Annotated in this window: 14 protein-coding genes; 8 read left to right on the plus strand and 6 right to left on the minus strand. The window is 41.9% G+C overall.

The window, feature by feature from the left end; translation table 11 throughout:
• Positions 1–197 (plus strand): hypothetical protein (locus tag AB6D07_RS15960; RefSeq protein ID WP_371694364.1); only part of this gene is annotated, 197 nt, incomplete at its 5' end.
• 153 nt (positions 198–350) lie between these two features.
• On the opposite strand, the gene AB6D07_RS15965 is transcribed toward AB6D07_RS15960, so the two are convergent.
• On the minus strand, positions 351–875 hold the full coding sequence (locus AB6D07_RS15965) for a DUF3087 family protein (RefSeq protein ID WP_017103550.1): 525 nt from the start codon (positions 873–875) through the stop codon (positions 351–353).
• A gap of 255 nt (positions 876–1,130) precedes the next feature.
• Here AB6D07_RS15965 and trmY point away from each other — a divergent pair, with 255 nt between their 5' ends.
• Positions 1,131–1,730, plus strand: coding sequence for a tRNA (pseudouridine(54)-N(1))-methyltransferase TrmY (gene trmY / locus AB6D07_RS15970; RefSeq protein WP_017097973.1), 600 nt, complete (start codon positions 1,131–1,133; stop codon positions 1,728–1,730).
• Positions 1,731–1,867: 137 nt separating this feature from the next.
• On the opposite strand, the gene AB6D07_RS15975 is transcribed toward trmY, so the two are convergent.
• The 4 genes from AB6D07_RS15975 to AB6D07_RS15990 form a co-directional block, all read right to left on the minus strand.
• On the minus strand, positions 1,868–2,941 hold the full coding sequence (locus AB6D07_RS15975) for an HlyD family secretion protein (protein ID WP_017103549.1): 1,074 nt from the start codon (positions 2,939–2,941) through the stop codon (positions 1,868–1,870).
• Positions 2,908–4,224 carry a glycosyltransferase gene (locus tag AB6D07_RS15980; protein WP_029223012.1) on the minus strand — a complete coding sequence of 439 codons (1,317 nt, stop codon included), beginning with the start codon at positions 4,222–4,224 and terminating at the stop codon, positions 2,908–2,910. Before AB6D07_RS15980 ends, AB6D07_RS15975 begins: the two co-directional genes overlap by 34 nt.
• The gene (locus tag AB6D07_RS15985) at positions 4,211–5,566 is read right to left on the minus strand and encodes a hypothetical protein (RefSeq protein ID WP_017101654.1); all 1,356 of its coding nucleotides are present in this window, start codon (positions 5,564–5,566) and stop codon (positions 4,211–4,213) included. The genes AB6D07_RS15980 and AB6D07_RS15985 overlap by 14 nt, the downstream gene beginning before the upstream one ends.
• A 413-nt stretch (positions 5,567–5,979) precedes the next feature.
• On the minus strand, positions 5,980–7,080 hold the full coding sequence (locus AB6D07_RS15990; RefSeq protein WP_029223011.1) for a permease: 1,101 nt from the start codon (positions 7,078–7,080) through the stop codon (positions 5,980–5,982).
• A gap of 233 nt (positions 7,081–7,313) precedes the next feature.
• Here AB6D07_RS15990 and AB6D07_RS15995 point away from each other — a divergent pair, with 233 nt between their 5' ends.
• Both AB6D07_RS15995 and sigZ read left to right on the plus strand, forming a co-directional pair.
• Positions 7,314–7,610, plus strand: a complete 297-nt coding sequence (locus AB6D07_RS15995) for a helix-turn-helix transcriptional regulator (protein ID WP_004733042.1) — start codon at positions 7,314–7,316, stop codon at positions 7,608–7,610.
• Positions 7,594–8,211: an RNA polymerase sigma factor SigZ gene (gene sigZ / locus AB6D07_RS16000; RefSeq protein ID WP_372091679.1), complete on the plus strand. Its 618-nt coding sequence runs from the start codon at positions 7,594–7,596 to the stop codon at positions 8,209–8,211. The genes AB6D07_RS15995 and sigZ overlap by 17 nt, the downstream gene beginning before the upstream one ends.
• Before the next feature lie 149 nt (positions 8,212–8,360).
• Here sigZ and AB6D07_RS16005 read toward each other — a convergent pair whose 3' ends face one another.
• A complete protein-coding gene (locus AB6D07_RS16005) occupies positions 8,361–8,975 on the minus strand; it encodes a YitT family protein (protein WP_017065874.1) in 615 nt (204 codons plus the stop codon).
• Between the two features lie 396 nt (positions 8,976–9,371).
• Between AB6D07_RS16005 and AB6D07_RS16010 the strand changes: the two genes are divergently transcribed.
• The 4 genes from AB6D07_RS16010 (at position 9,372) to AB6D07_RS16025 (ending at position 14,063) form a co-directional block, all read left to right on the plus strand.
• Positions 9,372–9,599 carry a hypothetical protein gene (locus AB6D07_RS16010; RefSeq protein ID WP_081324598.1) on the plus strand — a complete coding sequence of 76 codons (228 nt, stop codon included), beginning with the start codon at positions 9,372–9,374 and terminating at the stop codon, positions 9,597–9,599.
• Positions 9,600–9,614: 15 nt separating this feature from the next.
• The gene (locus tag AB6D07_RS16015; protein ID WP_017103546.1) at positions 9,615–10,820 is read left to right on the plus strand and encodes an MFS transporter; all 1,206 of its coding nucleotides are present in this window, start codon (positions 9,615–9,617) and stop codon (positions 10,818–10,820) included.
• 223 nt (positions 10,821–11,043) lie between these two features.
• The gene (locus tag AB6D07_RS16020; RefSeq protein ID WP_017103545.1) at positions 11,044–11,769 is read left to right on the plus strand and encodes a sulfite exporter TauE/SafE family protein; all 726 of its coding nucleotides are present in this window, start codon (positions 11,044–11,046) and stop codon (positions 11,767–11,769) included.
• Positions 11,770–12,158: 389 nt separating this feature from the next.
• The gene (locus tag AB6D07_RS16025) at positions 12,159–14,063 is read left to right on the plus strand and encodes a methyl-accepting chemotaxis protein (protein ID WP_017097979.1); all 1,905 of its coding nucleotides are present in this window, start codon (positions 12,159–12,161) and stop codon (positions 14,061–14,063) included.
• The last annotated feature ends 157 nt before the right edge of the window (positions 14,064–14,220 follow it).

Below are 14,220 nucleotides of genomic sequence, written 5' to 3' on the forward strand. Positions count from 1 at the left end.
ATATTCATCAACGAGTGCCCACACAGATTGATAGGTTTAAATTGTTAAAGAGCTTTGCTTGTCGAAACTTTCTTTTTACAAAGAAACCCTTGAAAGCGGACGTGAATTCTAGCGATTTAATTTTAAGTGTCAAACACTTTTTAAAATTAATTCCTTTCGAACTTTCCGTCTTACTGATTACCGCTGAAGCCTTGTAGCGACTGCCGTGTCAGTGAGGCGGCATTATAGAGATCATCGAAAACATGGCAACCCCTTTTTTGATAAAAATTCAAAAAAATTGCTTAAGCGTCTACTTTTACGTCAAAACCCTCTTTCATAGGCCAAAGCTCATACAATCAAGAGCATATAACTTAGAATTTCGCGACTAGATCTTTCGAGAATGTCTCTATATCCAGTTCTATACTCCACTTTTCACTCAGCTCCACTATGTTATCTAGAGATTTCTGAACCGTTTTTATCGTCAATGTATTGTTATCTAGGTCGTATACCTGTTTTTGCGTAGTGTAATAGAAGTAAAGGATAGTTAATGCTTCTCGATCGCCTTGCTCAGCTTTTGGTTGAATACGCTTAAGCTTACGATAGATTTGATTGTGAATTTGTTTCAGGTTCCACACATAAAGCGCTTCTTTAAAGTAATCATGCCCTTTCACACGGCTCGCAATAAACGCATTCAAGGCGACTGATAAAATCACCCCGAGTACATTCAAATGGAAATTACCCGTCGATTCCCCAGTAACGGAGCCAGCTGAACCAAAAAGTTCAATCAGAACGCTACCGAATACAATGGCAAACAAGGCGAGTGACCCAACCAATGAAACCAACAGTAGGTTCATCTTCTTTCTATATTCTTCTTTATTAATCTTCTGTAACTTCATCGACTACTTCCTTCTGCAAGCCACCTAATAATTTGCGCATACTATCTACGTAAACATTGGGTCGCTTCAACCCTTACCGTCTTGTAATGTGGTCACTCTCTATTTAATACTCAAAGTTCGCGGGTCGGTGCTAAGTGCAACTCCATTTGACTTCATTAATAGAAAAGAGTTACATACCGCCACAATTTTGGTTATTCATCAATTCATGTTGATAAAGTCCGTTTCGCTTTATCACATACTGACAAGGTACATTCCATGCGTTCATTTGTATTACGCGCTCGCGCAGCCCCTACAGAGAGCAAACTTATCTTAGAAGGTGTTGGGCAAGACGCTCATACTGAGATTCTGGCTCATACTCTGATGAACACGATCTTCGTTGCTCAATCTCACCGTGAGAATGTCACCGTGCACCTTGTGCTAGAGAGTACTAAAGACTTTTCTCGTACCATTACATTCGATTCAAATGAAATCACCAACATTGGTGGCTTTCATGAATCTGCACTGTTATCTGCGGTAGTAAGAGCGGTTGACGCTTCTCAAGGCATGACAAAAGAACAGACACGTCAGGTAGAACCGGGCATCACTGTTCGCACTATGAGCTTTGAAAAGTTGGTCAAAGAACTGGCCGAAGACCACCAGCTGTACATGATGGATAAGAAGGGTGACTTTATCCGTGATGCAGAGATTGCTGAAAACCCATGTTTCCTTCTTACTGATCACATCCCTATGCCGAAGAAAAGCTACAACAGCTTGAAGCGTTTAGGGACAGAGAAAATCAGCTTAGGTCCAAACATGTTGTTTGCTTCTCAGTGTGTTGTATTGATCAACAATGAACTGGATGTACGTGGTTTTTGATATCCACAGCTCTCTCTACGATAGTTCTCTCTAAAGCAGAGGTCACTCTAAAACAACAGTTCGCTATAAAAATAGCTAGCCCTAAAACCATAAATGGAGCGATATACGCTCCATTTATGGTCAAGTTAGCGTGCTAATTAAAAACGCACTTCGACGGTCATCCCTTCAATCCAATATTCTCTAGGCAAATCAGCCGTAAAGTTCAATGCTACTTTGAGATATGCTGGCTGCCCTTCAAAAGGGCTTGCTAATTGAGTCGGCAACTTACTGACGATTTCTACCGAATCTGCAATCTCAGCCTCAAAAGTACTACCATTAGGAAACCTTACCTTGGTATGAGCTCCTATTATCGCATTCTCTAAATATTTAGGGTCTAAATACGCGACCACTTGCGGGATGGTATTCTTCGCTATCGTTACAAGCTCGTCACCTTCGAACACTCTCTGTCCTTCAACGACATGGATATCGACAACGCGACCTTCATAGGGAGACTTAATCGCCAATCCTTGTTCAACAACACGTTTAAGTGCTAGATCTTTCCTTAAAGCACGTCGAGCCTGACTAACCGGACCCGCTAATTCTCTTTCTTGTTCAGCTAATTTCGCATTTTGATAATCAAGTTTTTGTCCATTAAGCTGATTATTAAGTGAGTTACTCATTCCCACTATACTTGCGTAGTCCACATCGGATACCTGACCTTTTTTCCTATATTCTTCATATCGCGTTTGAATTTGCTGTACCGTATTTAAATTACTGCGCGTTTCTTCAATGCCTTTCAAGTGCAGTAAGCCAATATCATCAGGAGACCTGATTTCTAAATCTAATAACTCAGCATGAAGAAATTCGATTTGCGCTTCCACTTCCATATTAGTCAACTGAATCGCTGTCTCTGATTTTAGGATTTGACTTCCATCGTCTACTGGAATTGGGCCGACTACTCCTGCAACTTTAGAGGTTAAGGTTACAGGATGCGAGGTAATGATTGCCGGAGCAATAACCAAAAAATTTGTCTTTAAGAAAAAATACGCAACGAATAATAGAGGGCTAACCACTAAGCTTAAGATTAAATACCAACGAAAGCGGTAGCCTCCTCTTTTCGCTTGTCCGTAAGCAACTTTGATACCTTCATCCGATTGAGGGTTATTCTTTTTATCAAGATGAAATTTCACTTTCATTGTTAAAACCTTTTGCCTTTTTTCAATACCCACCAAGGAGCCATACTGGATTCTTCATGACTTCTTCTAAATAACTCATTCACCATAGAGAACGCCGTAATCAACCGCATAAAGAACTGATAAAACGGATACAAGATTAGCCATTTTGCCATCTTAAGATCTTCTTTCGCTCTTTCGGAAACCAACCCAATATAGACAGTAAAAAACAACAACACTGTCGACAAATAGACGCAATAGATAAGGATCAGAAGTGCAGCAACAAAATCGAAGGGGTAAGCCCAAAATATGTAAAACATGAATAGCGAAACTAGAATGGGCAGCAATACGTTTTGTAGAACGCCATAAACTAAAGTAAATATAAAGTTTCCCCAACCGAGTAATCTAGGGGTTAGACCTTCATTGTGTTTCCTTAAAAACAGAAATAATAAGTCTCCATCCCATCTTAGCCTTTGTTGTACCAACCCTTTCAGTGTATCGGGTACATCAGTATGGCCCACAGCTTTAGGTGTAAAAGCGAGTTTATTGTTTGGATGTCTTTTCTTGTACTGTTTGAGCCTCATCGTTAAGTCGAGATCTTCAGCAGTATGGGTATCCCACCCTCCAACTTGCTTCAGAGTGTTCTTTCGAAAGGCACCAAATGCTCCTGATATATTATTGAGAACACCCCAGTTGGATAGCCCCGTCTTACCAGCTTGCATTGATAACATATATTCAAGAGACTGCATTCGCGTAAGCAAATTTTCTTGCCAGTTTCTAACGCGTAAAGCACCTCCAGAAGCAATCACATTCTTATCAGTAAATTGCTTCATCATTTGTAACGCCATGTCGTTGTCAAAAGAAGTATCACCATCAACATTAATAACAAAATCACCAGTGGCGTTATCTAAACCAGCATTTAACGTTGATACGCGACCTCCTCTTTGCCACTTAGGAATGACACGAACATCTCTGTTTCTTACCGTTTTATGTCTTTGCTCCCCTCGCATTGCAGCTAAGTAGGTATCTTCATTTTGAGTTGCTCCATCGACTACGGCTAAAATCTCAATCTTTCCGGGATAAAGCTGTTCAACAAGCGTGTCGATCGTTATCTCAATTGCATCTCCTTCTCCATAACAAGTAATTACAAACGAGATGCTTGGGTATTCTTTTATCTCTATGTCACTGGCCGAATAAGACCAGCGAAAGATTCCACTTAACACAAGCAGAAAGAGTGGGAGCTCCACCATAATCATCATGGGGAAAAGCATTAGCCAAAGCTCAGAGTTCTCTAAAAGCATCCCCCAGAAGTACTGTTGGAGATCAAGGCTAACTGACAGCATAGATTTCACTGACTTTACTTTCTAACCAATAACCAACATCTTCTTTCATTGTTGGATCGGGTATACCCCATGCAAAGACATTCAGCGTGAAATCGTCATCTTCGATTAAAGAACAAAGTGCTTCTATTTTCCCGCGTAATACTTCTATATGTTCCATCTTAGCTTTAGGCATAAATACAAGAAGAACATCGTTTTTAAACTGACAACAAATATCAGAATCTCTAAACAATCCGTTTAAACGCTCTGTAATTTGCTCGATCAAAGCAAACATTTTTGCGTCTCCATTTTTAGACACATACTGCGCTAAATCAGGCAGGTGTAACCCCAATAATAAGTGCTCTTCTTCGTGGCGAAGTGCAATCCTATTAACCCAGCTAAGAAGATTAGAAAAATACCCGCCGTCTACTTTCCCGCTTAAGGTCAGTTCAGGCGCCGATAGCTTCACTCCATGACGGAATATATACTCTCCCTGAACTCCAAGTTTCAGCGAATAAATCTTCCTAACAACCAACTTTGAAATATCGTTTTTTGTACCACACTCGAAACAAGAAGCTAATGTCTCCGCCTCAGAAAAAGAGTGAGAGCATGAGTTACATGTATGAGTTTCTAAAGGGCGATCATAATCCACTCCAATATGTCGCAGCTGAGTCAAACATTTCGGGCATTCTAATTTTTGATTGCGTTTGAAAAGCCCTTGTTCAGCAACATGGCCACACGTGAAACAATGGAGAGAGGTACGCTCAGTAATATCAATGTCTTTGCAAGAAGGACACGCTTCGATGTAGTTTAAGTGGGCACTGGCACATTCATGACACACTCTTACTCGATCGATTAAATCCTCAATTTCAAAAGTGTCTCGCTTAGTCTCTGATAATACAAAACGATAAGTTGAACTTAACTCCGGATAGTAAAGCTCCACTAACGGATAGGAATATATCGATTTATGAGACAAATATTTGTGAGGTGATAATCGACGTCTTTGATCCAAGCCTAACCACCCAACAAGAGGGTCTAATGTATCCGATGTGTCGATAATACTTTCTAACGTTCTGCGGTGTTGAATCACCTCTTCTTCAACACTTTCTGGATTTAAAGTACCGTCTGATAAACACTCTGATAATGCACTATCTTCTAAAATATAAATCTTCCAAGACCAAAATTTCCTGCTACGGTGGAGTTGGCTCATCACGTCGTCTTGCGAACTAAGATCGCCATTTAGAACTATGACGCCGCCCAATAATTCAGGGAGTTGATTAATGTCACTGACTGGCACGAGCTCAAATGATTCTCTGGTTTCAAGTGTAGGGGTTCCAAGGCAGTAAATTTTCAACTTATCTTTCATTCATTAACTCCAAGTCTTTTGACGTTGTCATCGTTGAATTAAAGCTAAACAAACGTTAATTTTGAACGATGCTATTTCATTATTCACCCTTACATAAATACTAGATATCGATATGAAAACCGTCCAATAATCAGCCAAAAAAGGTTAAATAAGCTCACCAATTAATTGACACCTACGAAACATGAATATTGTTAATACTTGGCATCAAAGCGGTTACATTCACGTCTAAAAGTAGGGGTTGATGAGTGTTATTTTCGATAGCAGCACTTCCGGAATAATAGCGTTCTCAAAAAAATTAAGCCTAATGCCCATGACTTTTTGACCTCCTAAACACAAAAAGAGCTCAACTAAGTGAGCTCTTTTTTATTATCTATATTTTGCTATCAATGGAGTTATCTAGGAATCAGACCCGATTAACCAAAGATGAAGCTGTATAGGAAGCCTGCCCCCATCGCCATGCTTAGGATAACGAATAGGAATGCTGCAATCATTTGGTTCTTGAAGATTGATTTAAGCAGGATAACTTCCGTTAAACTTGCACCTGCACTACCAATAATCAATGCCATTACCGAACCCAACGCCATGCCTTTCTGAACTAGAGCAGCACTTAATGGGATTACCGCTTCAGCACGAATGTACAGTGGAATACCAATCACGGCTGCTACTGGAATCGCATACCACATACCTTCACCAGCGTACTGTGCAATTAGGTCTGTAGGAATGAAGCCGTAGATGAATGAACCAATCGCAATACCCATCATTAGGTAAGGGAAAACTTGTTTGAAGTCTTTCCAAGTTGAGAACCAAATTCTCATCCAACGGCTAGGTTCTTTCTTCTCTACGATTTCAGCAGTCGCGCTTCCATCCGCAGAACAGCATGAAACCGTGACTTGTGGCTCTTCTTTTTTAGAATCGCAGCAAGATGTCTCTTTCGCCATTACTGGCGCAGGCTCACCACATGCACTTGTACCACATGAAGATTCCGCTTTAGCCGTTGCTGCTTTTTTAGGAGCAGAGTCACCACAGCTAGTGCCACAGCTTGAAGCAGAACCTGTTGATTCATACGCTTCAGGTTTGACGTAGCGTTCAAAACCTAACTTCTCAAGTGCGTAACCAGCCACTACAGATACCGTCATTGCTACAAGGAAGTAGAACACAGCGACTTGCCAGCCGAACGTAATCACGAACAAACCAATGATCACTGGGTTCAATAGTGGGCTACCGAATAGGAATACCATCATTGGACCGAAACCCGCTCTTGCACGCAGCAATCCTTTTAGGAAAGGAATGGTCGAACATGAACAGAAAGGTGTAATTGCACCCAATAGTGCAGCAACCACATACCCCTTACCATTACGTGAGCTCAGGATAGATTGAATCTTTTCTGGTGTAAGGAACTCTTGAAGAATCCCAACAATGTAGCTGATCGCTAAGAAAAGGATAATTAACTCTACTGCTAAGAAAGCGAACATATCAAGTGCGTCTTTTAGCATTGTTAACATTTCATTGCTCATAATTAACTCCAAACTGGATTGAAGGTCGGGCTCTATGAGAAAAGTAACCAACCCTTAATTTCGAATATTCTCGAATTATAGAAATAAACAGCTCCAGATCAAGCTTTATTTCGATAAAAATCGAAATGATTTTCGAAAACACGGTTTTTCAATGACTTATACAGACACCGTTTTTAAATTTGAATTCGACATACATTTCGACTAACATCGAAATTAAATCTTGAGGAGTTAATATGAACTTAGAAGTCGTAGCGAAAGCACTTAAAGAGTTGGGACACCCTATTCGCCTAACTATTTATAAGAGTGTCGTTAAAGCTGGCTACCAAGGCATTGCAGTTGGCGGCCTACAAGAAGAGCTAGGTATCCCTGGTTCCACCTTGTCTCACCACATTTCAAGCCTAGCGTCTGCAGGCCTCATCAGCCAAAGACGAGAAGGAAGAACTCTATTCTGCGTGGCGGAGTATGAGTGCCTAGAAGGTGTGATTGATTTCTTACAAGACGAGTGTTGCGTAAATGAACAGTGCAACTGATGCACCTTCGAACGGGGCACCTTTGAATAGTACATCTTTGAACTTAGAACAGGTTTGGGCTGAGTATCAGCAAGCGTTAAAGTCATTCTTGCATTCTAAGGTCAACAACACCGCCGATGTAGACGACCTGCTTCAAGAGATCTTGATTAAGACTTATCAGAACTTAGACAAGGTACAAGATGCGAGCAGTGTTAAGGCTTGGCTGTTCCAGTTAGCCAACAACACCATTATCGACTTCAACCGTAAACATGCACGCCAACAACGTGATAGCCAAATTGATGCTGAAGATCTGTGGTTTACCGATTTAGACCACGACTCTGAATTTAAGCAGAAGCTCTCATTGTGTATTGAACCTTTTATTCAGGCACTGCCAGAACAAAGTTCATCGCTACTGCTTGCTGTCGATATCAAAGGTCAAAGCCAAAAAGAGATCGCAGAGGCTCAAAACATCAGCTACTCAACCGTTAAGTCTCGTGTTCAGAAAAGCCGCGGGGATCTTAAGAACCTATTCGAACAATGCTGTAACTTGTCACTGGATAAGCAAGGCAATGTGATTGATTGTGAGCTCAAGTCGGACACTGATTGCGGTAAGTGCCAATAGAAGTACTTATAGTAACTAGCTCAAACCCATTATTTGAATAGAACAAAGCCAGCAATTGATGCTGGCTTTGTTGTTTTCATAATCTGAAAATCACGCTTTGTTTATGCGAATCGAGTGCTTAAGCGAACCTAGTGCTTGATCGTACCGAACTACGCCGCTTCCGCTTTTACGACCGGTTGATAGCGTCCCGGTTTATGGTTCATCGCCAAAATCAAGTTGGTTACTATCGCACCCAGTACAGACAGAAGAACCAGCGACACATCAACGATAAACAGTGAAAGCACAACAATCGTACAATCTAGTGCCATCTGAACCTTACCCGCACGAATCCCAAAACGTTCTTGTAAGAACAGCGCCAGAATGTTGAAGCCACCTAAGCTCATTTTATGACGGAAGATCACCAACATGCCGGTACCAATCAAGCCACCACCAAGTAAAGCTGCATACAATGCATGAATTTCGGCAATTTGAATCACGTGATACAAGTGATCCACGGCGAACGAAACAATCGAAACCGCGATAAACGTATTGATGGTGAAGCGCCAGCCCATACGAGCAACCGACAAAATATAGAAAGGTAAGTTAAGTGCGAAGAACACTTGGCCAAAGCTCAAATCTGTCACTTTGGTAATGAAGATCGCTAGACCAGCCGTACCTCCGGTGAGCAAACCGACTTGATTGAAAAAGATAACGCCGAGTGACACTAGCGCGCTACCTAAGATCAGTGCCAGTAAGTTTTCGCGAAGGTTATGATCTTTATCCATGTGAATGACTCTCCCTGAATCTTTTAACATCGCGTTTCAGTCCCGTTGAAACGATTGAAGTACAAATTTACGATGTTTAACAGATAAGTCGAGTAAATGCGCAGTGTTACTGAGTGATTAATTTGTATACTAGTTTTTACAGGCTTTAAAATACTTCACTAAAGCAAGCAGTTATATCTAAAAAATTAAATATCCATCCTAAATTCTCCGCTTCTACCACATAATCAGCGAGCTTCGTGTTTTCCTATTTATTAGCTACGTTTCATTCCAACTCCAGCGATGCTTAAATCTATGCATAAAACGCATAGACTAAATCACAAAAGGTCATTTGATACATACCCTACTCGTCATTATGATGCGCGACTTCTTACAACATTGAGCGCATGTAAACACCTTATGTTTTCACAATCTCTTTTTGCCCAACTCGCCAGAATGACGCTATTCCTTGTCATTAGTTTGGTAATTGTGCATCACAATCAGCCATTGATCGATCTCTTGGCTCAGCATGCCGTTATCAGTGGATGCCACCAGCAGTCAGCGCATGAGCATTCCGGGCACGAACACCACAATAAAATGACTGACCAACACATGTCAGCGCAAGACCACTCACATCACCACCATTAATTTAAGAGTATTAGAATGAGCATTTTCCGTTTTCCTTTACTGGTATGGCTTGGGATCGGCACACTTATTATCAGTCTAGGGATCAGACAATCATTCGGCATTTTCATGATGCCAATTTCAGAGCATTTCGGCACCGGCCGTGAGTTTTTCAGCTTCGCCATTGCTCTACAAAACCTGCTGTTCGGTGTGTTCCAGCCTTTTGTGGGCATGGCCGCTGACAAATGGGGAGCAAGACGCATCATTATTGCAGGTGCATGTGCTTACGGTTTGGGTTTACTTCTTACCTCAATGTCTACCGAATCAAGCATGCTTTACGTTTCACTAGGCGCATTGGTTGGCCTTGGGTTAAGTGCAACAAGCTATGTGATTGTATTAGGCGCTGTAGCAAAAGTTGTACCTGCAGAACACGCAGCTAAAGCATTCGGTCTAACCACAGCTGCAGGTTCATTTGGTATGTTCGCGGTAATTCCGGGTGCGCAATACATGTTGAACGAGTTTGATTGGCAAAGTGCGATGCAAGTATTTGGCGTGCTTTGTTGTTTGATGATCTCATTTGCGCTGTTTATGCGAGCACCGAAGTTAGCAACCAATAAACAAGTAGAAGACACCCAGACACTGAAAGAAGCACTGTCTGAAGCGTTTTCGAACAAAAGTTATTGGTTGATTCACGCAGGCTTCTTCGTGTGTGGTTTCCACGTGATGTTCATTGCGACGCACTTACCAAGTTACTTAGCAGACAAAAACTTACCTGCGAGTAGTGCAGCAATGGCACTGGCTTATGTGGTTATCTTCAACATCTTCGGATCTTACTTCTGGGGTGTGATGGGCGATAAGTTCAGCAAGCGTCATGTGATGTCTGCACTGTACTTAGTACGTACTGTGGTTATCGGTGCGTTTGTGACTCTGCCAGTGACTGAATCAACCGCGGCAATCTTCGGTGCGGCGATTGGTTTCTGTTGGTTGGGTACGGTTCCGCTAACGTCTGGTTTAGTTCGTCAGATCTTCGGTGCTCGTTACCTGTCGACGTTGTACGGTTTGGTGTTCTTTACTCACCAAGTGGGTAGCTTCTTAGGCGCTTGGGTTGGTGGTCGTATTTACGATTACTACGGATCTTACGAGCCAATCTGGTGGTCAACAGTGGTACTGGCATTTGCAGCAGCACTGATCCATTTGCCTATCAATGACAAGCCGATTGAGCGACTGAAATTGGCAATGGCTTAACGTTTTCTGCTGACTCCCCCACTAGCGTAAGCAACAAGTCGTTCCAATAAGCGAGTGAGTATTGAAAGGAAATATCCTGATATGCTCACTCGCTTTTTTGTTGGTCGTTATTATCCAAATGATAACTAACGAAACTTGCATAAACCTCACTGAATAATAAGACTATTCTTTTCGTTTTAATTTATAGTATCCACTCGCTCCTTTAAAACTAATTCGCAGGCTTATGGAATACCTAGATCAGACCGCCCTTATCGCGATGGCACTCATTTTTGTCGGCTCGTTTGTACAAACAGCAATCGGCTTTGGCTTGGCTATTGTGGCTGCCCCGTTGTTGTTTTTAGTCTCGCCCGACTATGTACCCGCGCCTATCTGTCTCGTTGGCCTGTTCATTTCTATATTCAATGCGTTTAAACACCGAGCAAACATTTCTATCGGCGGATTAAAAATCGCACTGCTTGGCCGTATTCCAGGTTCGATTGCAGGTGGTGCTTTATTAGTGATGGTTTCAACGAGCGTATTATCACTGTGGTTAGGTTTATTGGTGGTGTTTGCGGTGATTGTCAGCTTGCTTCCGTTTAGGTTAGAGCCGACACCGACCAAGATGGGTATCGCGGGATTCTTCTCTGGATTCTTTGGCACCAGTTCAGGTATTGGCGGTCCACCGATGGCACTGCTGCTTCAACACCAAGATGCCAATCAGCTTCGTGGTAACCTTTCTGCGTTTTTCGTGTTTAGTTCCATCATTTCATTACTGGTACAGATCCCAATTGGCTTCTTCACCATGCACCATTTGATCATCACAATCCCGTTACTGCCTGCGGCTTGGTTGGGTTACAAAGTGGCATTAATGACCACGCAAAGTATTCCTAAAGAAAAGATTCGTATCGGCTCTTTGTTGCTATGTTCTATCAGTGGTTTTACTGCCATTTGGCAAGGCTTAGCTGGTTAGTATAGAGATAACGTAAGTGCTGAAGGTTGCTTACGTTTTGTAACTATTTTAATGACAGCTCACTCATCTCGATAAGCAAGCTCATATGACTGACTAGTGACGTTATCCATTATGCTCAAATACCCTAATGCGGCGCCTTATTTAAGCTCTAAAGTCAGTACCACACTATCGTAAACATCTCTATATGGCGGTCACGATTCCCTCTCATTCACCATCAATAAACCATTACTGCATAAACCATTTTTTCATAAGCTTTCTGTATACAGAGCTGAGACTGTTCAAATCAGGCTGAATGTTCAATTGGTAGCGTAGTCCTATTCATAATACGTCTATATACTGCATATTCATTAAGCAGGAAAATGAACACATTCAGTATTAAGGACTTTCAAATGAAACAACTTGGGTTTAAGCAAGTTCTTTTAGTCGCCGTATCAGCAATAATTGCAATAAGTGTAGGCTCAGCCAACTATTTTTCATATCAGAGCAATAAGGAAGCACTGACTGAGAATATTTACCAGAGCACACAAGACCGTATTCGCATTGAAGGGAACAAGGTTGAGACTTACCTGGATGCTAAAACACAAGCAGTAGCAAAAGTAGCTGCTGATTATCGTCAACATAATTATCAAGATAGACACGCCGAGCGAATGCGCGTGGGCTCATTGGGTGCTGATGTCGCGAACTTAATGATAGGTTTTGACAATGGTGATGCTTATGCCTCATTCGATTACCCGGGCTGGGATAATCACAAAAGCCCATCAAGCTACGACCCTCGTAGTAAAGCTTGGTACAAAGAAGGTAAGCGTTCAGGAAGCCTTGTATATACAGACCCATATACAGACTCCACAACAGGTACCTTAATGGTGAGCATTGGTAAAGATGTTGGTAACGGTGTGGTATTGGCAGACATTCCACTCGATGTTCTAAGTGACACTGTCTCTGAAATCGACCTCAACGGTGCTATTTCGATGATGATGACCAATGACATGACGGTGCTGGCTAGCACATCCAATGTGGTTAAGGTGGGCACTAAATTAACGGATTACGCTTCTTTGAAAGACGTTGCAAAAAAAGCACAAAATTCAGAAAGCACAATCGTTAATTATAGTATCAACGGCGTTGAGAAAGTGATGTTCAGCCATGCGGTTAGCTATGGTGATAAAGAGTGGTACCTGCTTGTTGGATTAGACAAAAGCGTCGTATTCGCAGCGCTAGAAGTCGCTCAACAGCAAGCGATTATGATCACGATTGTCTACCTATTGATCAGCGTAGTTGCCACGTTATTCATTCTCAATATTCTTTACAAACCCATCCTAGCGTTGAAAGAAACCATTACAGGGCTATCAAATGGTGATGGCGATTTAACTCAGAGGCTCGAAGTAAAGAAGCACGATGATTTAGGGCAAATCGCATCTGGTGTAAACCAATTCATCGAGCATATACAAGACTTGATGCTAAAGATTGACGCAGCATCGTCTGAACTGAAAGAAAATGTGCAGCAACTTGAACATAAATCAGATGAAAATAACCACATTTTGAATCAGCACGTGCAAGAAACTGAACAAATTGTCACTGCCATTGAAGAAATGAGTTCAACAGCTGACGCCGTTGCCCAAAATGCAGGTGAAACGGCGCAATCAACTAAAGTCGCGTCCGATATCGGGGAGCAATCACTCAATGCTGTCGGTGATGCACAAATGAAGGTTAATGCACTAGTTTCTGAGATAGAGAACACATCATCGAACCTAGAAAGCATGAGCCAAGAAACTAAAGGAATCAGTGATATTTTGACAGTGATTGGTGAAATCGCTGAACAGACCAATCTCCTTGCGTTAAATGCAGCGATTGAAGCCGCACGAGCGGGCGAGCAAGGTCGTGGGTTTGCAGTAGTAGCGGATGAAGTGAGAGCCTTAGCAAGTCGAACACAAGCGAGTACACAACAGATTGAACAAGCGCTGACTCGTTTGCTTTCAGTGAACAAGAATGTTGAAGAGTCTATGAATAAGACGAAAGGGACTTGTGACGAAACATTTAATAACACCGAGAAAGTGGGCAGCAGCTTAAATGAGCTAACGTCACAAGTAACGGGTATCAATGACCTAAGCATTCAAATTGCAACGGCCGCAGAAGAGCAAAGCAGCGTAACTCAGGAAATTAGTCGTAACATGGTGGCTCTGAGTGACATTGTAAATGAACTCAACAAAAATGGAGATCAAGCTTTGGTGCAAACCAACAATATCTCCCAAGTAAACGAACGACTAGCATCAATGGTTGGTATGTTTAAACTTCGTTGATTCCAAATAAAACAGTCAGTTACAACAAAATTGTAGTGTGTAGCGGTTATAATTTCAAATAGCATCTATAGTTTTTCAGTAGCAGTCATCGTTTAAAATAGCCGCCTTCTCCGAAGGCGGTTTTTTATTCCTCTCTTTCAAAAGCCCCATCAGAGCT

The sequence above is a fragment of the Vibrio sp. 10N.239.312.C11 genome (assembly GCF_041466065.1).
GTDB lineage: Bacteria > Pseudomonadota > Gammaproteobacteria > Enterobacterales > Vibrionaceae > Vibrio > Vibrio tasmaniensis_A.